This is a genomic window from Clostridium pasteurianum (assembly GCF_001705235.1).
Lineage (GTDB): Bacteria > Bacillota > Clostridia > Clostridiales > Clostridiaceae > Clostridium_S > Clostridium_S pasteurianum_A.
Map to the genome: position 1 here is coordinate 1,673,143 of NZ_MCGV01000001.1, position 26,459 is coordinate 1,699,601.

General features: G+C 30.6%; 22 protein-coding genes. 3 read left to right on the forward strand and 19 right to left on the reverse strand.

The features are described from left to right. Positions 1-174: 174 nt before the first annotated feature. The 4 genes from BEE63_RS07280 to BEE63_RS07295 all read right to left on the reverse strand — a co-directional run bounded on the left by BEE63_RS07280 (position 175) and on the right by BEE63_RS07295 (position 4,328). On the reverse strand, positions 175-780 hold the full coding sequence (locus tag BEE63_RS07280; RefSeq protein ID WP_066020755.1) for a hypothetical protein: 606 nt from the start codon (positions 778-780) through the stop codon (positions 175-177). Positions 781-885: 105 nt separating this feature from the next. Continuing rightward, the gene (locus tag BEE63_RS07285) at positions 886-1,731 is read right to left on the reverse strand and encodes a YihY/virulence factor BrkB family protein (protein ID WP_066020756.1); all 846 of its coding nucleotides are present in this window, start codon (positions 1,729-1,731) and stop codon (positions 886-888) included. A 248-nt stretch (positions 1,732-1,979) separates the two neighbouring features. Continuing rightward, positions 1,980-3,326, reverse strand: coding sequence for a phosphoglucosamine mutase (gene glmM / locus BEE63_RS07290; RefSeq protein ID WP_066020757.1), 1,347 nt, complete (start codon positions 3,324-3,326; stop codon positions 1,980-1,982). A gap of 69 nt (positions 3,327-3,395) precedes the next feature. After that, a complete protein-coding gene (locus BEE63_RS07295; RefSeq protein WP_066020758.1) occupies positions 3,396-4,328 on the reverse strand; it encodes a CPBP family intramembrane glutamic endopeptidase in 933 nt (310 codons plus the stop codon). A gap of 184 nt (positions 4,329-4,512) precedes the next feature. Here BEE63_RS07295 and BEE63_RS07300 point away from each other — a divergent pair, with 184 nt between their 5' ends. Continuing rightward, a complete protein-coding gene (locus tag BEE63_RS07300; protein WP_066020759.1) occupies positions 4,513-5,148 on the forward strand; it encodes an MBL fold metallo-hydrolase in 636 nt (211 codons plus the stop codon). A 3-nt stretch (positions 5,149-5,151) separates the two neighbouring features. On the opposite strand, the gene nrdG is transcribed toward BEE63_RS07300, so the two are convergent. The 14 genes from nrdG to BEE63_RS07370 form a co-directional block, all read right to left on the reverse strand. Next, positions 5,152-5,613: an anaerobic ribonucleoside-triphosphate reductase activating protein gene (nrdG, locus tag BEE63_RS07305; protein WP_066020760.1), complete on the reverse strand. Its 462-nt coding sequence runs from the start codon at positions 5,611-5,613 to the stop codon at positions 5,152-5,154. A gap of 470 nt (positions 5,614-6,083) precedes the next feature. After that, the gene (nrdD, locus tag BEE63_RS07310) at positions 6,084-8,192 is read right to left on the reverse strand and encodes an anaerobic ribonucleoside-triphosphate reductase (RefSeq protein ID WP_066020761.1); all 2,109 of its coding nucleotides are present in this window, start codon (positions 8,190-8,192) and stop codon (positions 6,084-6,086) included. A 307-nt stretch (positions 8,193-8,499) separates the two neighbouring features. Continuing rightward, positions 8,500-9,855, reverse strand: a complete 1,356-nt coding sequence (locus BEE63_RS07315; RefSeq protein WP_066020762.1) for a PFL family protein — start codon at positions 9,853-9,855, stop codon at positions 8,500-8,502. 16 nt (positions 9,856-9,871) lie between these two features. Beyond that, positions 9,872-10,141: an ACT domain-containing protein gene (locus tag BEE63_RS07320; RefSeq protein ID WP_066020763.1), complete on the reverse strand. Its 270-nt coding sequence runs from the start codon at positions 10,139-10,141 to the stop codon at positions 9,872-9,874. 188 nt (positions 10,142-10,329) lie between these two features. Next, the gene (locus BEE63_RS07325) at positions 10,330-11,634 is read right to left on the reverse strand and encodes an ectonucleotide pyrophosphatase/phosphodiesterase (protein WP_066020764.1); all 1,305 of its coding nucleotides are present in this window, start codon (positions 11,632-11,634) and stop codon (positions 10,330-10,332) included. A 180-nt stretch (positions 11,635-11,814) separates the two neighbouring features. Next, a complete protein-coding gene (gene pepT / locus BEE63_RS07330) occupies positions 11,815-13,041 on the reverse strand; it encodes a peptidase T (protein WP_066020765.1) in 1,227 nt (408 codons plus the stop codon). 24 nt (positions 13,042-13,065) lie between these two features. Continuing rightward, complete coding sequence (locus tag BEE63_RS07335) at positions 13,066-14,121, reverse strand: HD-GYP domain-containing protein (RefSeq protein ID WP_066020766.1); 1,056 nt, start codon at positions 14,119-14,121, stop codon at positions 13,066-13,068. Between the two features lie 32 nt (positions 14,122-14,153). After that, positions 14,154-17,084 (reverse strand): double zinc ribbon domain-containing protein, encoded by a 2,931-nt coding sequence (locus BEE63_RS07340; RefSeq protein ID WP_066020767.1) that lies wholly within the window; start codon positions 17,082-17,084, stop codon positions 14,154-14,156. A gap of 16 nt (positions 17,085-17,100) precedes the next feature. Beyond that, positions 17,101-19,179 carry an Hsp70 family protein gene (locus tag BEE63_RS07345; RefSeq protein ID WP_066020768.1) on the reverse strand — a complete coding sequence of 693 codons (2,079 nt, stop codon included), beginning with the start codon at positions 19,177-19,179 and terminating at the stop codon, positions 17,101-17,103. A gap of 14 nt (positions 19,180-19,193) precedes the next feature. Further along, the gene (locus BEE63_RS07350; protein WP_066020769.1) at positions 19,194-20,849 is read right to left on the reverse strand and encodes an Hsp70 family protein; all 1,656 of its coding nucleotides are present in this window, start codon (positions 20,847-20,849) and stop codon (positions 19,194-19,196) included. Positions 20,850-20,851: 2 nt separating this feature from the next. Continuing rightward, positions 20,852-21,427, reverse strand: a complete 576-nt coding sequence (locus tag BEE63_RS07355) for a nucleotide exchange factor GrpE (RefSeq protein ID WP_242874723.1) — start codon at positions 21,425-21,427, stop codon at positions 20,852-20,854. Between the two features lie 403 nt (positions 21,428-21,830). Continuing rightward, positions 21,831-22,751 (reverse strand): LacI family DNA-binding transcriptional regulator, encoded by a 921-nt coding sequence (locus BEE63_RS07360; protein ID WP_066020771.1) that lies wholly within the window; start codon positions 22,749-22,751, stop codon positions 21,831-21,833. Between the two features lie 20 nt (positions 22,752-22,771). Continuing rightward, positions 22,772-23,524 (reverse strand): ABC transporter permease, encoded by a 753-nt coding sequence (locus BEE63_RS07365; protein ID WP_066020772.1) that lies wholly within the window; start codon positions 23,522-23,524, stop codon positions 22,772-22,774. Beyond that, positions 23,517-24,179, reverse strand: coding sequence for an ABC transporter ATP-binding protein (locus BEE63_RS07370; RefSeq protein ID WP_066020773.1), 663 nt, complete (start codon positions 24,177-24,179; stop codon positions 23,517-23,519). The genes BEE63_RS07365 and BEE63_RS07370 overlap by 8 nt, the downstream gene beginning before the upstream one ends. A 226-nt stretch (positions 24,180-24,405) precedes the next feature. Here BEE63_RS07370 and BEE63_RS07375 point away from each other — a divergent pair, with 226 nt between their 5' ends. Together BEE63_RS07375 and BEE63_RS07380 are read left to right on the forward strand one after the other, a co-directional pair. Next, positions 24,406-24,972, forward strand: a complete 567-nt coding sequence (locus BEE63_RS07375; RefSeq protein ID WP_066020774.1) for a TetR/AcrR family transcriptional regulator — start codon at positions 24,406-24,408, stop codon at positions 24,970-24,972. Positions 24,973-24,996: 24 nt separating this feature from the next. Further along, positions 24,997-25,788, forward strand: coding sequence for a sulfite exporter TauE/SafE family protein (locus BEE63_RS07380; protein ID WP_081312485.1), 792 nt, complete (start codon positions 24,997-24,999; stop codon positions 25,786-25,788). A 147-nt stretch (positions 25,789-25,935) separates the two neighbouring features. Here the strand turns inward: BEE63_RS07380 and BEE63_RS07385 are convergent, their stop codons facing one another. After that, complete coding sequence (locus BEE63_RS07385) at positions 25,936-26,454, reverse strand: spore maturation protein (RefSeq protein WP_066020775.1); 519 nt, start codon at positions 26,452-26,454, stop codon at positions 25,936-25,938. Between the last annotated feature and the right edge of the window lie 5 nt (positions 26,455-26,459).

The following is a 26,459-nucleotide window of genomic DNA, read 5'->3' on the forward strand; positions in this document are numbered from 1 at the left end:
AAACTTTGCTATATAATTAAATAATACTTTATAAATTGTGCTTTTTTTCATATATCATGATTGTGTGCATTCGTTTGCAAATAATTAAATTTATTTTTTCACCGTAATTATTGTAGAACTATGTCATAATGTTGTATATTTTTTTGCTTTTATCACATAAATTAATGCCTTAATTTATTTCACATCCGATTGAAATCTCTGTTCACACATTTTCATATAATCTCTGTTTTCATTATCAAATTCTGTATTATTTTTAAGTATATCCTGTATGGTTCTGTTTTTAACAATAAACTCTTCTTGATTCTTTTTCTCATTTTGAAGCCATTCATATTCTTTATCCGTAGTTACTGAAGCATCATTTAAAAAATACCATGAATTATTTTTATAAATAAGTACTATTATTTCTACATCAGGGCGTGGCTTTTTTATATTCTGAAAATACACGTTAAAAGCTGATACCATTACTTTTAATCTATCATAAGACTTAATATTATACACATTAATTAATTCCATTTTCGTTATGCCAAAGTCTTTAAACTTTTTCTTCATCTCTTTCGTATTTGATTGATTGGGATTATTATAGAACTTGCTTAAATAAATTTCATCCCTATTAACCTCACTATTGTAATAATTGCTAACAAATTCTTTTGGTTTAATAGAATTTTCTTTATCAATTTTATTTTTACTATCATTTTTACTTTCCTTACTACATCCAAATAGTAAAAAAATGTTCAAAAATATAAGACATATTACAACAAATTTAAACCAAAAGCTTTTCACAACTTTACCTCTATTCTAAAATTATTATTGTATTCTGCAATTTTAAATTTTACACTAAAACGAACATCATGTAAATACATATAGCTTTGCCAATTTATTATAATTTTACAAAATATACTTGTCGTTATTCTTTATTTCGAAATAAACAGCATTTACCTCCCCACCAAAAATTATTACAAATGATATTATAAAAAGCCATATCATAAGAACTATAACCGTTCCTATACTTCCATATATTTTTGAATAATTTCCAAAATTGTTAACATAATATGTAAAACATAGAGAAGAAATTATCCAACCCGCAGTACTTACTACAGCTCCTGGGAATACATCCTGCCAATCGTGTTTTGTAGCTGGCGTATATCTATATAATTCCGCAAAAGTAAATACCATTGTCATAACTAAAATAAGATATTTTATAAAATCCCAAATTGCATATCCAAAAAATTTAGGAACTCCAAAACGTCTAACTACTATAGCCTCATTAACATCCCCAAAAACTATTAGCAGCATTACAGATAAGATTATTATTATGAGTCCAAAAGTAAAAATCAATGATACAAACTGTACTCTTAAAAAACTTCTTCTTTCACTATCCTCATATGAGTTATTAAGTCCCCTTATAACAGCACTAAACCCAGAAACACATGCCCATATACTTATAATCAAACTAAACGAAAGCAAATTACCATTTCTTGTATCCACTACCTCTGTTATTGTGCTCTTTATAAGATTGTATACTTGTTCTGGCACCAGTCTTCCTATAACTACTAATACATCACTACTTTTGATGCTGCTAAATCCAACAAGTGTCATTAAAAATATTAAAAACGGAAAAAAAGCAAATAAAAGACTATACGCAAGTTGAGATGCTAACGCAAATATATCATCTTTAATAAGCCTTTTTATAAGTATAGACGCGCAATCTTTTAAACCTAATTTTTTATACATAATACATTCCCTTCCATAAAAATAATTTTAAAATATATTATAGTATATTCACTTTTATGAAAATAAAAAACAGTGACAAATTAGGATGGTTTTCTATGATGACTTCTCATACTCGTCCATTACCGAAAACTCTATAACTTATTATGTTTTAAAAACATAATAATATTAATTTTAAAAATTTTTCGGAGTTGGACAAAAAACTAATCTTAACTTGTCACTCTATTATTTAAATTTAATTATACTCTTTATTAGTTCGCCTTACGCTCAATTAGCTGTGCAAGATTATGAGCTAGAGTATTTAATTTTTCTTGATCTTCACCTTCAAGCATAACTCTAACAAGAGGCTCTGTTCCTGAAGGTCTTATTAAAACTCTACCTACACCATCTAGTTCATCTTCTATTTTTTTAATTTCACCCATTATTTCCTTATCATTAAGATATATATCTTTCTTAGAATTTGGAACCTTTGCATTAGCAAGCACTTGTGGAAGCTTGTGCATCATGGAAGCAAGCTCTGATAACTTTTTACCGCTTTTCTTAACTATAGAACATATCTGAAGGGCAGTTACAAGACCATCTCCAGTTGTATTATAATCTAAGAATATAATATGTCCAGATTGTTCTCCTCCAAGTTTATAACCATTTTTAAGCATTTCTTCAAGAACATATCTATCCCCAACTCTTGTCTTAACAGTTTTAATATTTACTTTGTCAAGTGCTAAGAAAAGTCCCATATTACTCATAACAGTAACAACTACAGCATCTTTATCAAGTTTATTATTCTCTTGCATGTACTTTCCACATATAGCCATTATAAAATCGCCATCTATTAGATTTCCCTTTTCATCAACAGCAAGGCATCTATCAGCATCTCCATCAAAAGCAAGACCTAAATCATATTTTCTTCTAACAACATAATCCATTAACTCTTCTGGATGTGTAGAACCACACTTGTTATTTATATTTATACCATCGGGATCATTATTTATAACTCTAACATGAGCTCCCAATTCTCTAAATGTCTTTACTGCACACTTATAAGATGCTCCGTTCGCACAATCAAGGGCTACCCTTAATCCTTTTAAGCTAATATCTACAGTACTCTCTGCAAATTCAACATAATCATCCACAGCAGAATTTTCAACAATCTTCTTTCCAATACACTCTCCAGTTGGAAGAGGCACCCCTTTAAAATTGCTCTCAATAACTTCTTGAATTTTATCTTCAAGTGCATCCGATAGTTTGTATCCATCACCATTAAAAAACTTTATTCCATTATACTCTACAGGATTGTGTGACGCAGATATTACTACACCAGCATCCGCATTATATTTCCTAGTTAAATATGCAACTGCAGGAGTAGGTATTATACCAACACAAACTGCTTCTGCACCAACTGAAAGTATTCCCGAAACAAGAGCAGCTTCAAGCATATCCCCTGAAATTCTAGTATCCATTCCAACTAAAATCTTAGGTCTGTGTGTTTCACTTGTAAGTACATATGCACCTGCTCTACCAAGCTTGTATGCAGTTTCTGCTGTAAGTTCCTTATTTGCTATTCCTCTTACTCCATCAGTTCCAAACATTCTACTCATACTATATATCCTACCTTTCTAAGCGAGTATTCTTGAAATATTATATCATACTTTAAATTTATCTGCACATTACATTATCTTATGCAAATTTTGATAAACACAAGCAGTAAAAAGCACTAATGATAAAACAATGGGTATAACTGATACAAACTTATCTTCGGCAGTATAATTTTCTTTTTTTTCCAAATCCTCAAGCTGCTCAACTTTTATTTTATCCTTATTTATATCCATAAGCTGTTTAATTAATACAATTATTATATAACAAGCAACTACTGCTAAAATAGCTCCTATAAGCAATGTTACTATTTTGCCATTCGTAGATAAATCTCTTATACTTTTTCCTGTATTCTGTATACCATACTTCATTGAATACCACGATCCAACTGCACTAAAACTGTTAAAAGTAAAATGAGCAGTCATGGATGCAAATATGGAATCACATGAATATACAAGATATGAAAGTATTATACCTAAGGCAAAAGTATATAAAAATTGAGGTGGATTAAGATGAAGTACCCCAAACAAAAAACCATTTATTAATGCTGCCTTTTTTATCGAAATACTTCTATATCCAGATAAAATAGAACCTCTAACAAGAAATTCTTCACAGAGTGCAGGAACTATAGCAAGCACAATAACCATTATTATTAAAGGTGTACCTTTCATGTATCCTATTACAGTCTCTACATTATTTTTAAATACTAGCCCCGTTAAATTTGCTAAAAAAGATGCAATTGGCAAAAAGAATATTGCTATAAGTACTACAATACCAACGCTTTTTATGTTGATTGAATTAATTCTCAAAGTTTTTTTAAATGATTGTCTAGTCACTAAAATATAGATTATATTAGGTATCACCAAAAGTATTATCTGCGAAATGACAAGTGCACTAGGAAAATTAAACTTAAAATTAGCTTTGACTACCTGTATAACTGCACTACCTAATAACTGCATAATTATTAAAACCAAAAAAAATATATTGGCCTTTGTGATTTTTTTCAATTTATTTCCTCCTTATTACACCTTGGATTTGAGCTTTTCCCATTATCATTATTTTTCTTTTAATTATACCATTAATATACATTAATAAAATAATCTATAATTAAATATATTGAAAACTTTACATACTAATACTATAATTACTTTAAATAAGTGTAAAATAATAAATAAGAAAGTGGTGATATTATTGAAGATTACCTGGTTTGGTCAATCATGCTTTTTAATTGAAACTGATAACAATATAAAAATTTTATTAGATCCTTTTGATGATTCTATAGGTTACACTCCATTTAAAGGTGAAGCTGATATAGTAACTGTAAGTCATCATCATTTTGATCACGACTATACTGACTGTGTTACCAATTCCCCTGCAATAATAGATAAGCCTGGAACTTATGAAATCAAAAATATTAAAATAAAAGGGCTGCCATCTTTTCACGATAACGTAAAAGGTGCTGCCCGTGGCAAAAATACAATTTTTTTATTTGATATAGACGGTACAAGAATATGCCATCTTGGAGATATAGGTTATATATTATCATCTTCTGAGATAGAATCTTTAGGTAATATTGATATACTCATGATTCCTGTTGGAGGCAACTTTACAATTGATGGAAAGGAAGCCGCTATATTATGTAAAAAAATAAACAGTAGTATAATACTGCCAATGCATTATAAAACTACTTTCACCATTCTTCCTTTAGAAGGTGCTGAAAAGTTTATAATAGAGATGCAAAATGCAGAACGCCTACCAAGTAATGTATTTACTGTAGATAATAATTTTGATAAAAAAAATAAGGTTAAAATGCTTTCCCTTAAGTAGTTTTTATTTTAACCTTATAACCCTTTGATTGCTTGAACCCGCATACTTGGGTGCATTTTCCATTAAATCTTGCTTAAATTCACCATCTACAAGAACATCTATGTACTTAAGTAGTTCAAGCTTATTGGGGTCACTTTCCTCTAAAATCTGTTCATGGGTATACCCTGTATATGACCATATATTAAGCCCAAGCTTTTTTATTTCTTTTGAAAGCTCAATTAAATTTTCAGCCTGTTCTAATGGATCTCCTCCGGAAAATGTAACACCCTTTATAATAGGCATATTATCTTTTATTCTCTCTAGCACTTCCATAACCGAAATGTCTTCCCCATATTTAAAATCCTGCATAGCTTCATTTTGGCATCCTGGACATCTTCGCCTACAACCAGATAAAAATAATACTGATCTCATACCTTCGCCATTCACCATTGAATTATCTAAAAATCCAGCAACCCTTAAGTTCATTTAAACCTCTCCCTACTAAAACTAAAAACATATAAGTTGTTTCCGTAATAATTAATAATTTATAAATATTGCAAATTAACATTGATTTGTAACATTTTAAAAAAATTCCTCCGTGCCTACGGAATTTTAGGCATAAATTATATAAATTAGATTAGTAAATCGCTATTTAGACAAGTAAACTTTCAATAATTCTACGAAGCTTACAAAATTTAAATAACTGATTTAGCTTAATGCCTATATTATTTTTCGTAGGGAAGCGGAGAAAAATTCACCTTGCCTTTATTCTAAGCAAAGTAATAGTATTTTGGGAACAATTTAAATAAAATTCAATAAGACTTGATTCAAATTATAAAAAGACTTAGAAATTTTAATTTGTTTGAGCTTTTCTTCAGCGAGTTATTAAAATTTCTTAGTATTTTTATAATTTGAAGCTTAGTCTTATGAGTTTTATTTAATGTTTCAAAATACTATTACTTGTAGCAGTGTTTCCCTGTTCCTTGAGCTGTTCTATCAGCCCTCTCAGCTGACTTTCCTACACCGAATCTTTCATCTAAGCTCAAATATCCTGTAACTCTTGATATACCTTGAATATCATAGCTTCCGCATTTCGGACATTTTGCTTCAGATGTTTCTAAATACTCTCCACAATGTTTGCAATATCTTATATGAAAATTTATTCCTATATAACTTATATTAGTTTTTTCATAAGCGTACTTAACTATATTCATTATAGTTTCCTCATCACCATAACCATCAAGCTCTATATAAGATATATGGCCTCCGTTACATAACTTATGATAAGGTGCCTCTATATTTATCTTATCCTTAATAGAAATATTGAAACCAACTGGTATATGATAACTATTAGTGTAGTAATCCTTATCCGTAACACCAGGTATCTCACCAAAAATTGCCTTATCTTTCACAATAAACTTTCCAGATAATCCTTCTGCCGGTGTAGCATAACAGCTCCAATTAAGACGTATCTCTTTCTTTAAGTTGTCAAGATAATTCCTAATATACGTAACTATCTTAACGCCGAGCTCCCTTGCCTCCGCAGTTTCACCATGATGATGTCCTGTAAGTGCTACAAGTGTTTCAGCAAGTCCTATAAATCCAATTGCCCATGATCCTTGTTTAAGAATCGGCTCTATTGAATCGTCAGACTTCAAACCTTCAGAACCTTTCATAAGATTTTGACCTATTACAAATGGCAAATCCTTAACCCTTAGTTTTTTAAGCACATTATATCTATCAAGCAAACTTTCTTTTGCAATCTCAAGTCTTGAATCTAATAGCTCAAAAAACTTATCTATATTTCCCTTTGCAAGAATACCTATTCTAGGAAGGTTAATTGTAGTTGGTGCTATATTTCCTCTTCCTTTAACTCCAGGTTCTCCATTAATGTTAGACATTATATAAGTTCTGCATCCCATAGTTGCTGGAAGGTATCCTTTATCATAATATTCCTTATTAAAATCAGCATCTATATTCATAAAAGTAGGATTCATCCTCTTAGCTGCAACTCTACATGCTAATCTAAACAAGTAAAAATAAGGATCATCCTTTTCCCTATTTACACCTTTTTTAACCCTAAAAATTATATTAGGGAAAATTGGCTGTTCACCATTTCCAAGTCCTTTTTCATACTCCTTTAAAAATATCTCACATACAAGTGCTGCATCCTTAGATCTTGGAATTCCAATATTTATAGATGAAAAAGGTACCTGTGAACCTGCCCTACTATGCATAGTATTTAAATTATATACTATACCCTGCATAGACTGTGCAATAATCTTCATTAATTTTTTCTCAGTGAATTCTTCTATCCTACTTGGATCAACACCTAGTTCTCTATATTCATCACGTATTTGTTCCCTTGTAGGTTCTATAAATTCACCCATATCATTATCGAAATCCGGGTGAGCTTGACCTCCAAACATATCATTTTGCGTTGACTGCAAAAGTATGCATGAAAGTTCTGCCGCTGACTCTATTCTCTTCGGCGGTCTTATGTATCCATATCCTGTATTAAATCCTTTTTGTAGAACTTCTTTAGTTGGAATGTGGAGACAATTTATACTTAAATTATAACTATCAAGATCATGTAAATATATATCTCCATTTTCATGTGCCCTTGATATTTTTTTAGGCATAGCAGCAAGATTATGCCACTTATTAGATTCACTTGCTATTCTAAGAAGTTTAGAACTATAGTTATTTCCAACATTAGCATTATCTCTATCAGTTTCTATTCCTATTTTCTCTATAACCTTCATAAGGTTTGATTTTATCTCTCTTACCTTAGTTCTTTCTTTTCTATAAGCACAATAAGCCATTCCTATTTCTTTATTTCCATTTTCAAGAAGGACTTTCTCTACTATATTTTGTACTTCCTCTACTGTAACCTTTTTTAATTTTAATTCTTCAAGTCTACCCATAACTTTTTGAGTTAATTCAAGAATATCGCTCTCTTTAATACCAAAGCCTATTTCTTCTGCTGCTCCCTTTATGGCATTGAATATCTTGCTAGAGTCAAATATTACTTGCCTACCATCTCTTTTTACTACATTTAGCATATAATTACCCTCCAATATACTATATATTGTACTTTGCTTATTATACATTAGGTAAATTATTATATCAAAATTTTAAAATATACATATTGGATTGTAATTTAATTTCTAATCGCTATGAACTTTATTTTCTATCTTTTTTAAGCCTTTATTGTATTTGATATTTTTAATATTACACTAAATCCTCTGATATTACTTTCATAACTATATGTAAACCTAATTATTAGAATATTTATTCTTTATTTATTTATGTTTGAATATCATTTAAAAAAGCTGCACTAATTTTCCTATTAATGCAACTTTTTCAACACTAGTTTTTAAAACTATGTATTGGTGATGGAATTCTTCCACCTCTATTAATAAAATCAGCTGAAGAAAATTTACTTACAGGCATTACAGGTGCTCTTCCAAAAAGGCCCCCAAACTCAACACTATCTCCTACTCCCATACCTATTGCAGGAATTATACGAACTGCTGTAGTCTTATTATTTACGACTCCTATTGCAGCTTCATCGGCAATTATTCCTGAAATAGTTTCAGCAGGCGTATCTCCAGGTACTGCTATCATGTCAAGTCCAACAGAGCATACACATGTCATAGCTTCAAGTTTTTCTAGGTTAAGTGCTCCACTTTCTACAGCAGCTATCATACCTTCATCTTCACTTACAGGTATAAAAGCACCACTAAGTCCTCCAACATGAGAAGCAGCCATTATTCCACCTTTTTTAACAGCATCATTTAACATTGCAAGTGCTGCTGTTGTTCCAGGTGCACCGCAAGTTTCAACTCCCATTTCTTCTATTATTCTCGCAACACTATCTCCAACTGCTGGTGTCGGTGCAAGTGATAAATCTATTATTCCAAAAGGAACATTTAATTTTTTAGAAGCTTCTCTTGCCACAAGCTGACCTGCCCTAGTAATTCTAAAAGCAGTTTTCTTTATCGTTTCAGCAACTACATCAAATGGTTCACCTTTTACATTCTCAAGTGCCGCCTTAACAACTCCTGGTCCACTTATTCCAACATTTATTACGCATTCTGCTTCTCCTATGCCATGAAATGCACCTGCCATAAAAGGATTATCCTCTATAGCATTGGCAAATACTACAAGCTTCATGCAGTTTAGTCCATTAGTTGAAGCAGATAAATTTGCAATATCCTTTATTATATGTCCCATTTGTTTGACAGCATTCATGTTGATTCCTGTTTTAGTACTCCCAACATTTACAGACGAACAAACAATATCTGTACTATTTAAAGCTTCAGGAATAGATGCTAACAAAATCTTATCACCTTTAGTACATCCTTTATGTACAAGTGCAGAAAATCCACCTATAAGATTGACCCCAACGGCTTTTGCTGCCTTATCTAATGTTTTAGCATATTCAACATAATCTTTATCATCAGATGATTCTGCTACTATTGAAATAGGAGTTACAGATATTCTTTTATTAATTATCGGAATACCATAATCTCTTTCTATTTCTTCTCCTACTTTTACAAGGTTTTCAGCATATTTAGTTATTTTATCATAAATCCTTTTTCTGGACTCTTTTCCATTAAAACTAGAGCAGTCTCTTAAAGATATCCCCATAGTTATCGTACGTATATCCAGATTCTGCTCCCCAATCATTTTTATTGTACGCATAATTTCATTCGTATTCATTGATTTTCAATCTCCTTTACACCCTGTTCATTGAGTTAAATATACCCTCATCCTGTATTTTTATTGAAACCCCAAGTTTTTTACCTTTCTCATCAAGTTCACCTTTAACTTTATCAAAAGGAACAGTTGAACAGGACAAATCTGTAAGCATTATCATAGTAAAATATTCTTGCATTATAGTTTGACTTATATCAAGGATATTAACTTTCATTTCTGCGAGAATTGAACTTACTCCTGCAATGATACCAACTTTGTCTTTTCCTATAACTGTAATAATAGCTTTCATAAAATAGCCTCCTTAATTATAAATATACAATATTAATTATAATACAAAAATTTTATTGTGAATACAACAAAATTTTTTAACCCCAATTGATAGTTTATGAATATTGTTAAGTAATAGTATTTCGAAACATTAAATAAAAATCATAAGACTAAACTCCAAATTATAAAAACACTAAAAAATTTTATCAATTATATTAAAATATCGCTTAACACTCTTCCATCTACATTTTTCATTTGAAGTCCAAGAATTGCCGCCATAGTAGGACCCTCATCAACAAGCTTAGCTGATTCTAGCCTAAATCCTTTTTTTATTCCACATCCTGCGGCTGCAAAAAACGACTTGTAATTATCTTTTAATGGATCATATCCATGAGTTGCAGCATAATATCCAAATTCGTTTACCCTTGCTTTTGACTTTTTTATCTTAACAACAACATCTTTTTCATTCCAATTATTATCAAAATAATATCCATCTTCTGCCTCTAGCATAAAATCGAAATCACCTTTAACTCTCTTTTTAAGAGCTTGCACTTTAGTATATACAGCCTTTATACCGTATTTTCCACTTTCTTTCATATCCATCAAAAGTTTTAAAACTTTATCTTTATTCTTATTACCCATTACTTTTACTTGATTTGAACCATCACAATAATTCGAATATGCCTTACAATTAATTATTTTGCCTTTTTTATTTAGTTTTATAAGTCCTTTTTGAGCAAATGCAGTATTAATGCAAATTTTATAATCCACATCTGAAAACCCATGATCTCCTAAAACAATAAAAGCTGTATCTTCATATATATTAGCTTTTTTTGAAGCTTCTATTATTTTACCAATCCGCTCATCTTCATGTTTTAAAGCTTCATATACCTCATTAGATGCAAATCCGTATTTATGCCTTGTATAATCTATTTCATTTAAATGTACTAATGTTAAATTAGTTCTCTTTTTTCTTATAGTATAGCATGCACACGCACACGCAAAATTGTCTAAATTAAACTGATTTATCTTGTTTAATATCTTTCCAAATCTTAAACCAAGACTTATTATAAATAAAGGTGTACCATTCATAAGAGAAGTTATAATATGACTTCCATACTTTTTTACATTCCAAATTTCAGGACAATTATATTGAATATTAGATTTCGCCATAACCGGCCAAAATATATTACCAACCTTCATATTATTTTCAATTGCAATATCGACTAAAGTTGGAACCTTAATATATTTTTTTTGCCAGTACCAATGCTGCTTCCTTACTCCAATTTCCATTCTTTCATTGTTAAATATACCATGTCTTTCAGGATATGTCCCCGTAATTATAGATGTATGTGCCGGATAAGTAGTGGATGGATATATCCCCGTAACATTTCTAACATAAGAGCCCGTATTTATTATTTTTGAAAAATTAGGTAGTTTTTTTATAAAATCAAAATCTTGTGAATTTAACGCATCAACAGAAATAACCACAAGATGCTTTGCTTTAGTTTTCATAATGTTTTTGTCCTCCATACAATTAAATTTTATATGTAATATTATTATACTACTATCCTATTACACTGTGAACTATATAAAAACAAGCTAATGCAATCCTACTTATATAATAATACATACTTATATAATACTACATAGTTTCACATTAACTTGTTATAATTAATTGATTTATGTTAAATTTTATTTTTCTGAATATAATTTAATTATATTAACTATTACTTCTACAGCCTTAGCCATAGCAAATGTAGGTATATATTCATATTTTCCGTGAAAATTCATTCCTCCGGTAAATAAATTAGGTGTTGGAAGCCCCATGAAAGACAATCTAGCACCATCAGTGCCTCCTCTTATAGCTCTTACTAGTGGCTCAACATCAGCATTTTTCATTGCTTTATATGCTATATCTACAACATGCTTAGCCAAATCAATTTTTTCTTTCATATTATAATATTGATCTTTAACATCTATACTCAATATCTCGCTTCCATACTTACTATTTATAAACTCAGCAGCTTTGAGCATAAATTTTTTCTTATTCTCAAATTCCTTTTTAGAAAAATCTCTTATTATGTAATGCAACTTAGTTTCTTCAATACTTCCCTGTATACCAACTATATGGTAAAATCCTTCATAATTTTCGGTATGCTCTGGAACTTCATTTTTAGGTAAAAGATTCATGAATTCTTCTGCAATACTGATAGAATTTATCATTTTATTTTTAGCTGAACCAGGATGAACGCTTCTTCCCTTTATTACAATTTTTGCTTCAGCAGCATTAAAATTCTCATATTGAAGTTCTCCAAAATCTCCACCATCAAGAGTATAGGCAACATCTGCTCCAAACTTCTTAACATCAAAATAATCTGCACCTCTACCCACTTCTTCATCAGGCGTAAATCCTATACAAATTCTTCCGTGCTTTATCTCTGGATGCTTTATAATATAATCTACAGCAGTTATTATTTCTGCAACACCAGCCTTATCATCTGCACCGAGTAATGTTGTTCCATCTGTTGTAATTAAAGTTTTTCCCTTATATTCTAAAAGCTCAGGAAAATCCTTTGGAGACAATACAATATTTTTTTCCTTATTAAGTACAATATCTTTTCCATCATAATTATCTACAAATTGTGGATTAACACCTTCGCCATTCATATCAGGACTTGTATCCATATGAGATATAAAACCTACTGCTGGTACTTTTTTGTCTGTATTAGCAGGTAAATATGCCATGACATATCCCTTTTCATCAATAGATACACCTGAAAGTCCTAAGCTTTTCAATTCACTTGCAAGTTCATTTCCAAGTTTAAGCTGCTTTGCAGTACTAGGTGTAGTGTCAGAATTTTCATCAGATTGTGTATCGAATTTTACATATTTCAAAAATCTATTTATTACTTCCTCCATAAAAATCACTCTTTTCTTTAAATATTAAATAACCTCTTGTATAATTATATCATTATGCTGCAATAAATCTATTTCATATGGTGAAATTGATTTTTTATCAGCACCTTCATAAACAACTCTTATGATAGGTCTGTCTGGAAAATGCTCATTTTGATTAACAACGTAACCTTCAATACCATTTGAAAGCTTAACACAAGAACCTAATGGGTAAACGAAAAACACACTTCTAAATTGATCTACCAATTCAGGATCAAACATACTTCCGGCCCCAGATAATATAAGTTCATATGCTTCATTTGGCTTAAATCTATCTCTATATGACCTATTAGCACTTACGGCTGTAAAAACATCGCATATACTTATTATCCTGCCAAACTGTGATATTTCTTTTCCTGCCAAACCTTTTGGATACCCACTTCCATCATACCTTTCATGATGCTGAAAAACGCCATCCATAACTTCATCACTTAAAACGTTTAACTTCCTTAATATATCTTTTCCATATTGAGGATGCTGTTTTATAATTTTGAATTCCTCATCGGTTAATTTACCCCGCTTATTTATAATTTCACTTGGAATTTTGGTCTTACCAATATCATGAAGTATACCTGAAATGGTTAAATCTTTTAATCTTGAAGTACTCATTCCCATAGATAATCCTAGAAAAGCCGCCATAATCCCAGTATCAAGGCAATGAATATAAGTATAATTATCGTACATCTTAACCTCATAAAGATTAGTATTTATAGTGCCTTTTTTTGCTATATAATCAACAAGTTCATCAACAGTTTCCATTGCTTCCTTACAACTTTCATAATCACCAGTTATTAAATTATTAAATACTAGCGGCATCTTTGTAAGTGTATTTGTTTTAACTTTTTGTAACTTTTTATCAACCTTAATATCATCTAATTTTTCATCTTCTACATGTACCATAAATACATTTCTACTCTTTAAAAAGTTAATGCTTCCTCTGCCAATCTTAGTTCCTTCTTTTATTAAAAGCTTTCCAGTATCGTCATATATATCCTTTGCAATTATATCGTCAGGCTTAAGGTCCTTAATAAAAACCATTTTCATTAATAGCCACTTCCCTCTCATAAATTTATTCTCTATATTCTTACGAATTTATATCTATCACTACTAACTTTAAAAAATGGTCTCACGAAAATATCAACATTCTCAATGTTTATAAAAGCCCTGTTTTCATTACCACTATAAACTATTTTGCCATCCATCATGGAAGTAGGTTCCTTTTTTTCATTTACAACTAAAACATAGTCAGGAACCACAGTACTGCCATGATCTTTTAATGAAAACAAAATTCCTCTATTAAGCCCAAATATACCCTTTGACCTTTTTATTTCGTAGTGAATTTCCTCAATACCTAAATTACCCAATTTACATCTCATTCCAAAGGAATACCTTTTTATATACGATGTCTCATAAACAGAAAAAACCGTAAAAAAATACTCTTTATACTGCAAATTTTCAATTACAAATGCAGCATTATTATTATATTCCTCTAATGAAATTTCTCTATATAGCGTTTCCTTATCATTTATACCATCACAATAACCATTGAATTTCAAACCAACCAAAACTTTTTCTATTCCAGCTGGCCATCTCCATTGGAGATATAGTTTTTTGTCAAAAATATATCCAGTAAGTTTTTCAACTTCATTTAAAATTGATATGTGCTGCTCTCTTCCAATGCAAGCCGTATTACCCTCAGATACCACTGGCAATATAAAGATTGTTCCAGCATCAATATCTTTTATTTCACACTCTCCTTCATTCTTTATAAGAGCTTTATTAGCTAAATTATTTAATTTGTTCTTTTGTAAAAGTTGCCCTTCCTCAAAACCAAAAGGATTGGATGAATAAAATATATGAACCTTACCTTTATAATCTTTCCTCTTCCATTCCACTTTCAAATTATGTTCTTTTGAAATCGAAAGTTTAATGTTATCAATTGTTTCTGGAGGCTTTATAGTTTTTCCAAAACAAGTAACACCTTTAGTTGCTATTTCCTTTCCTTTAATATCTCTATATTTTGTAATTATTAAATAGCCATAATTCTTTCCATCTATAAGCCCCTTATCTTCGGCTCCAAATAAAGATACATCCCTAAGCTTTGTACCGTCTCCTTCTTTCGATGGAAGCATTCCTTCTTTTCTCCATACCTCTACAGCCTTTGCCTTTACAGGGATACTCCAGGACAAAATTATTTCTTTACTACCACTTTCTACTTCAATATTGTCAACCTCAAATATAGGCATAACAGGTCCAACATACGAGAAGGCTTTTGAATAAATATCTCCTCTACACGAAAAAACAGCATAATAATAAATTTGTCCTGCTTCTACAGCAGAATCTGTAATTTCATTTTTTAATGTATCTCCTATTACTTTGCCATCATTAATGGACTCTGGCTCATTTCTAAGCTTTCTTATTACTCTATATTTAATATTATTGTTCTGTCCCTTGTCCCATTTTAGATTCACACTATCATTCAAAATCTCATATTTTAAATTATATGGAGGCTGCGGTGGATATTTTGAAAGCCACCTTAAAGCGTACTCACAATCGCTGCAAACATTAAGTGCCTCAGTACAAATCTCTGTTATATGTTCTTCATCTTTTACATCTTTAATTTTTTCTATGACTTTTTCTGATTCTTCTATCTTAATGCTTATTATTCTCTCATAGGTTTCTATAAAATACGAAAAGTTCATACCTTTTAATGCTATAATTTCTTTCATTGCAGTGTAATAAGCTTTCCTATCTATAAGTTCAAGAATCTTATTTTCCCTATCAACAATTATATTTCTCTTATGCTCAACTACTTTTATCATATCTTTTATTCTAGAGTTATCACTCCATAACTCTTGAGCTCTTTTTAATAAAGAATATGCGCCTTCAACGTCATTGTATGCAATCTTATTTTCAGCATCTCTTAGAAGATCAGCTGCTATATTCATATCTTCTACATGAAAACCACAATTAGTACATACCTTTTCAGAAGAACTTATAACTCTATGGCATTTTGGACAAGTTACTTTCAATGGGAATCCGCAATTATAACAAAATCTAGATATTTTATAATTTAAGCACCCACATATACCGCATCTTTCCATTGTTTCTACGGATAAATGTTTAGGAACCTCAACAGATATTTTTCTTTGAAAGCACAAACTTTTTATGTATCCCTTGGCTTTAGCTGTATCCATTCCCCTTGTAGTAAGTTCTTTAATTATAGAATCAAACTCTTCGCAAGCTATATATCCTTTTGAAGATAGAATATCTATTATTTCAGATAAACCCTTTGTGCTACCATTTTTTAAAGCAGCATCATATTTTTCACGATTTTCTTCATCTTTAAAAATATCATCACACATACCTTGAAGTATAGAACTTGCAGTTACGAACGCATCCTTTAAAGATGATTTCTTTATCTCCTCATACTTTCTTTTAGATGCCATTTTTATAGCAATTAGATTTGTTGACATAGAAACATTAAGGAAATCATATAAAGACTTTTTGCCGACTATTTCAAGATTTGATTTTATTTTGTTCATTCTCGTAATATCAAAAGCATTATTATCACTAATTTGTTCTTTTTTACTCTTTTCGTATCTTTTTACTGGAACTTTAATTCTAATGTTTATCTCTGAATCATTAAATTCTTTAAACTTTTTTCTAAGAGCATCTTTTTCTGTATCAAATATATAACCTTTTGAACATAAAAATTTTATAGCTTCATCTAAAATATTATATCTATGCTTCTCTTTCTCCTTTTTTTCCTTAATTGCCCTTTTCCATTCTTCATTTCTAGAATACTCACTCTTAAGCATGACATTCTCTATCTCCGGAATCATACTTAAATACAATTTTGCCTTAACAGCTTTAGTTGGATGATTTCTGAGTTTTGACCATTCACTTCTTTTTTTATTTATTGCATTTCTAATCTTTTCTTCATCCTGCTCTTTAGGCTCTATAGATAATTTCAAAAGGGTATAGAAATTTTCCCTTCTCTGCATTTTATTCACCTCATAATTAATGCATCTTTATTGAACCATTTTTTTGAAACATTCTTAGTCCACTTTCCGATTCTGAAATAACCCTTGCAATTTTTGAGAACGATTGTTTTAAGTTTGAAACTTCAGTAAAAATAGAATTTTCTTTGCAAGTAGCTATTTTATCTAAAAATTCCTTCTTAGCATCACCAAATCCAACTGCTGCAATTTCAATTCCACTTTCCTTACACTTATTAACTTCTGCCATTATATCAGTTTTGCCATACCACTGACCATCAGTAAGAACTACAACAAATGAGTCCCCATATGCATCCTTTAAAACATTATATGCTTCGCCAAAAGGTTCAGATAAAGTTGATGTTCCTACATCAGCTTTTTTAAGTCCTTCTATTGCTTCAAATATTTCTTCCTTATTACTTGTTAATTTCATTAAGGTTTGAACTCTATCAGCAAAAGCAACAAGTGCCACAGAAGAATTATCCATATCTATATTATCTATAAAAGTCTTTGAAGCCTCTACTGCTTCTTTAAGGGGTACTCCCCTCATACTTCCAGATAAATCTATAGATATAACTATGCTTTTATGAACTATTTCCTCTTCTTCCTTTAATTCTTCATCCCATTCAAAGTTTTCCGGAATTTTATCTATTCTAAGTGGAAGGTTTTTACCAGTTTCCCTCTGAACTGCAAAAACCTTAGCAACACCATTCTTATTATAAGCATACTCAATATCTATAACTGAAGGTTTTCTTCCAACATAATCTATATCATAAAATACATATTTCCCCAAAACAGTGCAATCTGAAATTTCTTCGCTCTCACCTTGAAGCATATACACTTCGAGAACATTATTTCTGTTTTTACCAGTCCTAATCTCATAAGGTCTCTTTTCGCTGCATGGTATTTTTTTATTTTTGCTTATTATTATACTGTTTATATATTTTTGCCCTGAACTATCAAAAGCCACCATTCCTAAACTGTGACTCATTACATCCTCAGTTTTTTTGTATCCTCCCAGTGTAAATATAACTTTATCACTAGTACTTTTATTTTCCATAGATGCCGTAATTGCCGCACCAATAGAAACTGCTTCGTCCACATTTATTCCCGTTATAGGCTCCTTTTTACTTACTTTTCTGATAAATTCAAGTACCATTGGCATTCTAGTTGAGCCGCCAACTGGAAGAACACCGTCTATATCCTCCCAAGAAAGTCCAGCACTTTTTATGACATCTTCGCTTAAACTTCTTGTTCTTTGAAGTAAATCTCCTGTGAGGGACATAAACATTTCTCTTGTTATTGTGAATTTTTCATTGAGATCACAGTAGTAAACATTTATATCCGTACTATCCCTTTTAGAAAGATGTTTCTTTGCATTCTCACATTTCACAAGAATGTCATTGTAATATTCAACATCATCCATTGGATTTACTCCAAACTTCTCAAAGAACTTTTCTCCTATATACATGGCAATCCTATCGTCCCAATCCTTGCCACCTAATTCATGATCTCCATCAGTACTTAAAACCTTTATAATTTCTTTCTCTATATGAACAAGGGTTACATCAAAAGTACCACCACCAAGATCGTATACAAGAATATTTTTCTTATCTTTTACATCCTTCATTCCATAAGCTATAGCTGCTGCAGTCGGCTCATTTAATATACTTGAAACATTAAAACCAGCTCTCTTACCTGCATTTATAGTAGACTGTCTTTGTAAATTATTAAAATAAGCCGGCACAGTTATAACTGCATCTGAAACCTCACATTTAAGAAAAGCCTCTGCATCCTTCTTTAATTTTTTAAGAACTATTACAGATAAATCCTCTGCGTTATAATACTTCTCACCAAACTGAAGTACATAGTTTTCATCTCCAATATTTCTTTTAAAAAAGCAGGCTATGTTGTTATCTCCCATTGCCTGCATTTCTTTTGCCCCGTCACCTACAATAATTTCATCATCGCCAAAATATATAACTGAAGGAGTTAATGTATTTCCTTCTGCATTATTTAAAACTTTAGGAATTCCATTTTCATCGATTATGGAAACTACAGAAAATGTAGTTCCTAGATCTATACCTAAACTATATTTCATACATACCTCAATCCTTACGATACTTCAATATTTTTGTTTCTTTCTTTAGCTTCTTCAAGATCTTTGCCCTTTATAACAGAACTTGTCTCTATAGATGTACTTACTTCTTTTCCTTCCGCAGCCTCAACCGCTTTGATTTCAAGTCTACCTTCAGAATTAAGCTTAAAAGTTATATCAACAGGAGAATTTTTAGGTAAATTCTCAGGAAGTACAAGTTCAGCTTCTCCTATTTTGCTGCCATATTCTTTTTCTACTACTCTATCTGTAAGCTCGTCCTCAACTATAGTTATCATTACGTTTTCTTGATTTTCTTCTTTAGTTCCAAACTTTTCAGTAAATTCATATGGAACCTCAGAATTTTTAATTATCAAATTATATATAACTTCCTTGTCTTCATTATTATAAGTAACGACTCCAAAACTTTTGCTAACTACATTAACAACCTTTACATTTGAAGATTTAACCGCTGAAAGCGTATATCCAGTATCATCTGCAACTTTCTTTGCTGCCTTTTCAACTACATCCTCATCTATATTGTTTTCAGAAATGCTTTTCTTTACATCTTCAACATCTTTTCCAGTATCCTCAGAAATCCTCTTAATAAGTTCATCATTTACAGAAAGCTTCCAACCGTAAAGTGCCGCTCCCTTTGAAACTGCCTCATCTGGATCAAATAATTTAGGTTCAATATTATATTTATTTTTTATTATTTCCGCAACTTGAGGCATACGACATGAGCCTCCAACAAGAAGTATTTCATCAAAGTTTGTATAATTTTTCTTTTCTGCTTCCTTAAGCATATCATCAGTAAGATTTACCGTTCTCTGCAGCAAATCGTAAGTTAATTCATTGAATTTCTCTCTTGTTATTTCTATTTTTGCTCTTTCGCCCTCATAGTTAATTGATATAGGAGCTTTTTCCCTTTGAGATAATGTTTTTTTAACTCTTTCAGCAAGAAGTCCAAGTTCCTGACAGGTTTCAGGATCATCTAAAATATCCGTATCATTTCCTGTAATTTCTTTATATTGCTCAGCCATATATGCGATAAGTGCATCGTCCCAATCTTTACCTCCTAGATTATGATCTCCTCCTGTACATATAACCTTTATGGAATCCTTTTTCACGTCAATCATAGTTACATCAAAAGTTCCTCCACCAAGGTCATAAACCAGAACTACTTTATCTTTATCGTAATCAACACCGTATGAAACTGCTGCAGCTGTTGGTTCATTTATTATGGCTTTTACATTAAGTCCAGCTATTTCTCCTGCAAGTTTTGTAGCTTCTCTCTCGTTTATACCAAAATAAGCAGGACACGTTATTACCACATCGTTTACCTTTTGTCCTAAATTATTTTCAGCATCACTTACAAGTTTTCTTAGTATAAAACTAGATATCTCCTCTGCATGATACTGCTTTCCACCATGCTCAAAATAGAAATTTTCATCACCCATAGAACGTTTTACAAAAGACACAACATCATCTGGATACATCTTAGAATTTTCTTTTGCAACATCTCCAACTATGACATTATCTCCATCAAAAAATACAACTGATGGAGTGATTCTTTCATTTTCAGCATTAGGAACAACTACAGGTCTACCATACTCATCAACATAAGATATGCATGAATACGTAGTTCCTAAATCTATTCCAAAAATTTCATTCACTGTTATCCCTCCTGACTTTCGTTCTTATTACTGTTATAAACATATACTTCTACAAGCTCATGACGTATGACTCTACCTTCTAAAACATATCCTTTTTTTATACTTCTCGCAACAGTTCTATCCTTATCCTTGTCATCTGTTTCAACTGTTTTTACTATTTTCTGCTTTTTAGGATCAAACTCTGGAAGTTTACACGTAAAGTCTTCTACCCCCTGCCTGTATAAAATATCCTCTAAGTCTTCCGATAAGCCTCTTACAATTCCAAGTATCTTTTCCTGACTTAACTCAGAAATATCCTTTTCTTTAAGTGCTTCTGCTGTCTTATTATTATTATCGATAGTATAAATTATATCTGTAATAAGTGGCTTTATCATTTTGCTTATTAAGTCATTTCTATAATTCTGAAGCTCCTCATGCAGATCATCTATAATTTTGTCCTTGTGTTTATCATATTTTACTTTGCTCTCAAATTCTTCTCTAAGTTTTTCAAATTCCTCCATGAACTTTTCTGATTTTTCATCAACCTTTTTAATTAAATCTTCCATATCAAAATTTTGTGAAATCTCCTTTTCCATCATTCATACCTCATTTATACCTTAGTATTTTTTTGAAAATTCCCTAAATTAATTATTTAAAAATCATAATTCAATTATAACTTTTATTCTCTATTTTGTTAATAGAACTACTATTACTTCGCTTGAAATAAAAACAAGGTAACCTTTTCTCATCTTCCCTACAAAAATACCATAACATATTGTTAATAGGCACGTAGGAATTTTTTCCTTGCTTTACTCCAAAAGCGGATTAACATTGATGAAGTAACGATTTAAAAAAACTTTAATAAATCTTGGTAAAAAAATCGTAAAATACTTAGAGTTTTAATTTGTTTGAGCTTTTTTTTAGCGAGTTATTAAAACTCTTAGGATTTTATGATTTTTTTACCTTAGATTTATAAAGTTTTTTTAATGTTACAAATCAATGTTAATCCGCAGCTTCTGGTTGTATATACGTGTATTTATAGTTATAATAATTTTTATTTATGTAGTCTATCATAGTTACAGCAGCCGCTTCAGCTTTTCTTTCGTTACTTATTATAAATTTCTTAATTCCATTTTTAAGCATAAATGAACTTCCAGAAGTACATATTACAACCATATCCTCTTCATTAACATATCTTTCAATAAGGAATGCTATAAATTCATTTATAACTATAAATTTTCCGCCCTTATGATTAGTAACAAAGTTTATTATTTCGTCCCTTGAATGAGCTTCACATATATTATTTTTATCTAACCCAAAAGAAAATCTTATTGAATTCATCATATTTTCATCATTATAAACATCTGTTATAAGAAACATTTCCCCCCTGCCAAGAACATTTTTAGACTTCTCTATGCACTGCTCTAAATCTGGCAGCACTTTATGAAATATAATATCATCAATTAAACTATCTACTATTATTATAGGAACAGTAAATCTATTTGATATTGTATAAAAGAAATCCTTCTTAACATTTATTATGAAAACACCATCAAGTTCTCTTTCAGCTATTATATCGAGCTGTGGATCGGAGGTATCAATATTTGACATTATGACATGGTATCCTTCTTTTGAGAATTTATGCTCTAAAATATTTATAAACTCAGAATAACAAAACTTTTTCCATGGCGTTTCATTTTTATAATCTCTCACAACTAAAATTCCAATAAGATATGATTTTCTTTTTACAAGTGATCTTGCAGCAAGATTGGGTACATAATCCATATCTTCTGCTATCTTAAATATTTTTTCTCTTGTTTCATCTGGAATTTTTTCTTTTTCATTGTTATTGAGTACATATGAAACTGTTGCTACTGAAACTCCTGCTGTCCTTGCTATATCCTTCATTGTAACCTTACCCATATATTTTCACCTCCATAAAGTTAACTCAATTGTTTTCTTTCATTAAAAAAGCCCCTATATCCTAAATAGCATGCTATAAAAGAAGCTATAGCCGTAGTAGAAAGCATCATAAATGTTACCATAATTTGATATTTAATTGCATTTACAGGAGAAACACCTGCCAATATAAGTCCTGTCATCATACCTGGAAGAGACACGATTCCAAGTGTTTTTGCTGAATCAATAGTCGGCAGCATGCCAGTTTTAATTGAATCTCTTATTATTTCAATAGAAGAAGTCTTTATATCCGCACCAAGTGAAAGCTTGGTTTCTACTTCTTCCCTCTTGTTTTTAAAATCCGCTTTCATCTGCCTATAGCAAAGTCCTATAGCTACCATCGCATTACTTATAATCATTCCACCAACAGGAACTATTTGGTTGGGTTCGTATTTTATTGCTTTTGCAAACACAAGTATAAAAAGTGTAATTATTGTGCCGATAATTATTGATACAAATGATATAACCCTAACATTCTTTATTCCTTGTCCTCTTTTTCCTGCATTATATGCTGCATTAAAAGTCATAAATAGCAGTAACATCGTAGTAAATAGAACACTTTTGAGCTTAAATATGTAATCTAGCACATATCCAACTGCAAATAATTGAATTACAGCCCTTACAACTCCTATTAATGTCTCCTTTTCTAGTTTTAATTTTTGTGTATATGAAAAAATAAGAGAAATTACTACAAGGAATGAGGCTATTAAAAGTGATGATGTACTTATATTATTCATTTTTAAGCACCTCCATAGATTTAATTTCTCCGTCTTCTAGAGTAATAACTTTATTTGCATATTTTGTGCTTTGCTCTTTATTATGTGTTATCCACATTATTGTAATTCCTTCTTTATTTAAACCTTTAATTACATTTTCCACAATTATTGTATTATCAGCATCAAGTGCAGAAGTAGCCTCATCAAGCAGCAGTATATCTGGCTTAAATAGTAAGCTTCTTATTAGTGCTATTCTCTGTTTTTCACCACCCGATAAATTTCTTACATCCTTATTTAAATAATCATGAGTAAACTTAAAATCATCCATTAATTCATTAATTCTATCATAATCCACTAAAACACTTCTTATATTATATGGGAATTTAAAATTATCTAAAACAGTATCACCAAGCAAATGAGGAATTTGAAAACAATATACAATCTTTTTTCTAAGTTCCATTGGATTGTATTTTGAATATTCCTTATTCCTATAAATTATGCTGCCTTCTGTTGGGCTTATTAAGTCTGCACACATTTTAAAAAAAGTACTTTTTCCACTTCCAGAATGCCCTACTACTGAAACAAAATCACCACTATCGATATTTACATTTATATTTTTTAATATGGTGTTACTACCGTTTACATATGAAACTTCTTTAAATTCAAGCAAATTCAATTCACATACCTCCGTCAAAAGTCCCTAAAAATTTTATTTTTACAGAATTATTTTTTTACAAATATCTTTTATTCCTACTTTTAATCTACTTATAATTATAATATTGAAATATATTTAATCCAATAAATTTTAAAATGCAATGAAAATTTATTTACAAATAGAAAAGAATGGCATATAATGATATTACATTTTAAATGAACCGCCATTCATAATAAGAGGTGATGTTATGCCAAAGATAATAAAAGATGTTGAGAAAACTATTAGAAATTGTGCTTTACAATTATTTGTTGAGCTTAGTTATACTGATGTAGATATGAAAATGATATCTAAAAAATCTGGTGTAGCTGTTGGAACTCTATATAATTACTACGAAAATAAGGAGCAACTTTATGTAAGCATACTTAAAGAAAGTTGGGAAAATACATTTAACAAACTAGATTCTATAAATAATCTTACTATTTCTCCAGAAAAAAAGCTCAGAAAATTCATAAGTACGCTTTACGAAGATATAGAATCAAGGAATGGTTTAGGAAAAGCTTTGATAAATACTCCTGCTGTTGAGCTAAAAGATAATAAAGAAATTAATTATTTAAAAGACAGCTTGATTTTAAGGACAGAAAATCTCTTAAGTTGTCTTGATAAGGTAGAAACCCTTAGTAAATGCCCTAACATTAATACTAGATTAGCAGAGTCTTTATTAGTATCCACATTAGTAATGTTAGAATTTCACCCGAATGATAAAAAAGACAATATAAATTTTTTAGTTGAATTTGCAAACTTATCTATGAAATAGAAACAGCAAAGGAGATATATTTTTATGAATTTAATATTTTATTTATTAGCAATAATTACAGGTGTTATTACTGGTGGTATTACAAGTCTTATAGGTGCTAGTGGAGTTATGATTATAGTTCCAATTTTGACTATGATCTTTAAGATTAATGTTCATTCCGCAATAGGGACAAGTCTTTTTGTGGATGTTATATCTTCTTTAACTGTATCTTATTCTTACTACAAAAATGGCAATATTGAGCTTAAGTCAAGCATTTGGATAGCTTTAACTTCTATTATTGGGGCTCAAATAGGTGCATCATTTGCAAATAAAATAGGTGCAAGCAACCTATCCTCAAGTTTTGGAATTGTACTAGTTATTGCAGGTGTATCACTGATTCGTAAGAGCTATAAACAAAAAAAAGATTCGTCAGATAATTTAAGTAAATTTATTCATTTTAAAGCTGAATGGCAAAAAATATTAGCTGCTTTAGTTATAGGATTAGGTATCGGAATACTAAGCGGAATATTTGGAGCTGGCGGTGGAGTTATGATACTTTTAGCTTTAATAACATTAATGTCATTTCCACTTCATAAGGCTATAGGAACTTCTACTCTTATAATGGCTATAACGGCTTTTTCCTCTACTATCGGTTATGCAACTAGAGGTAATATAGACTTTGGAGTAGGTAGTTTGTTATCTGTGGGGTCAGTCCTTGGCGGTATTCTAGGTTCACGCTATGCTAATAAGGTTAATGAAAAGACATTACAAAAAATTGTTGGTATATGCTTTATGGCAATGGGAATAGTAATGATTGTAATAGAAATAATGAAATAAATTAATTACTTTGAGAATGATATGCTACCTTCTAGGTAGGCAAGTAAAATAATAAAAAATTTGTCCGTAGAAGTGAGCATATTAAACATATTTTTTATGCTAATGTGACCCCCCAATAAACTTATAGTTTAAATTTCTGTACTAAAATCAAATCAGAAATTTAACAATGAGCAGCGCTGCAATAATAGAAGTCAAATCTGCCATAACAGCAGCCCAAAGCGTATGTCTTATTTTTTTTATTTTAACCGCTCCATAATAAACGGTTATTGTATAAAATATAGTTTCTGTTGACCCCATAATTACAGAAGCAATTATTCCTATGTAAGAATCTGCTCCATATTTTTTAAGGATTTCTGCAAAAACTCCAAGTGCTCCACTCCCAGAAAGAGGCTTAACCACAACAAGAGGTACAAGTTCTGGTGGAAAACCTAAAATCTTAACTACTGGTTTAACAAAATTTATAAAATACTGCATTGCTCCAGACTCTCTGAATATGGCAACCGAAAGAAGCATAGCGAGGATATACGGAAATATATTTATACATATTCTAATTCCATCTTTAGCACCTTCAACAAAACACTCATATACCTTTACTTTTTTCATCATTCCATACGAAACTATAGAAAATATTATAATAGGTATTAGTGCCCTTGATATGTAATTCACTTATC

Coding starts and splice junctions, on each gene's coding strand:
- BEE63_RS07285 (WP_066020756.1), bottom strand. CDS start 1,731: ATGTATAAAAAATTAGGTTTAAAAGATTGCGCGTCTATACTTATAAAA.
- glmM (WP_066020757.1), bottom strand. CDS start 3,326: ATGAGTAGAATGTTTGGAACTGATGGAGTAAGAGGAATAGCAAATAAG.
- nrdG (WP_066020760.1), bottom strand. CDS start 5,613: ATGAACTTAAGGGTTGCTGGATTTTTAGATAATTCAATGGTGAATGGC.
- nrdD (WP_066020761.1), bottom strand. CDS start 8,192: ATGCTAAATGTAGTAAAAAGAGATGGTAGGCAAGTAATATTTGACTCT.
- BEE63_RS07315 (WP_066020762.1), bottom strand. CDS start 9,855: ATGAATACGAATGAAATTATGCGTACAATAAAAATGATTGGGGAGCAG.
- BEE63_RS07320 (WP_066020763.1), bottom strand. CDS start 10,141: ATGAAAGCTATTATTACAGTTATAGGAAAAGACAAAGTTGGTATCATT.
- BEE63_RS07325 (WP_066020764.1), bottom strand. CDS start 11,634: ATGAAAACTAAAGCAAAGCATCTTGTGGTTATTTCTGTTGATGCGTTA.
- pepT (WP_066020765.1), bottom strand. CDS start 13,041: ATGGAGGAAGTAATAAATAGATTTTTGAAATATGTAAAATTCGATACA.
- BEE63_RS07335 (WP_066020766.1), bottom strand. CDS start 14,121: ATGAAAATGGTTTTTATTAAGGACCTTAAGCCTGACGATATAATTGCA.
- BEE63_RS07340 (WP_066020767.1), bottom strand. CDS start 17,084: ATGCAGAGAAGGGAAAATTTCTATACCCTTTTGAAATTATCTATAGAG.
- BEE63_RS07345 (WP_066020768.1), bottom strand. CDS start 19,179: ATGAAATATAGTTTAGGTATAGATCTAGGAACTACATTTTCTGTAGTT.
- BEE63_RS07355 (WP_242874723.1), bottom strand. CDS start 21,427: ATGATGGAAAAGGAGATTTCACAAAATTTTGATATGGAAGATTTAATT.
- BEE63_RS07360 (WP_066020771.1), bottom strand. CDS start 22,751: ATGGGTAAGGTTACAATGAAGGATATAGCAAGGACAGCAGGAGTTTCA.
- BEE63_RS07365 (WP_066020772.1), bottom strand. CDS start 23,524: ATGAATAATATAAGTACATCATCACTTTTAATAGCCTCATTCCTTGTA.
- BEE63_RS07375 (WP_066020774.1), top strand. CDS start 24,406: ATGCCAAAGATAATAAAAGATGTTGAGAAAACTATTAGAAATTGTGCT.
- BEE63_RS07380 (WP_081312485.1), top strand. CDS start 24,997: ATGAATTTAATATTTTATTTATTAGCAATAATTACAGGTGTTATTACT.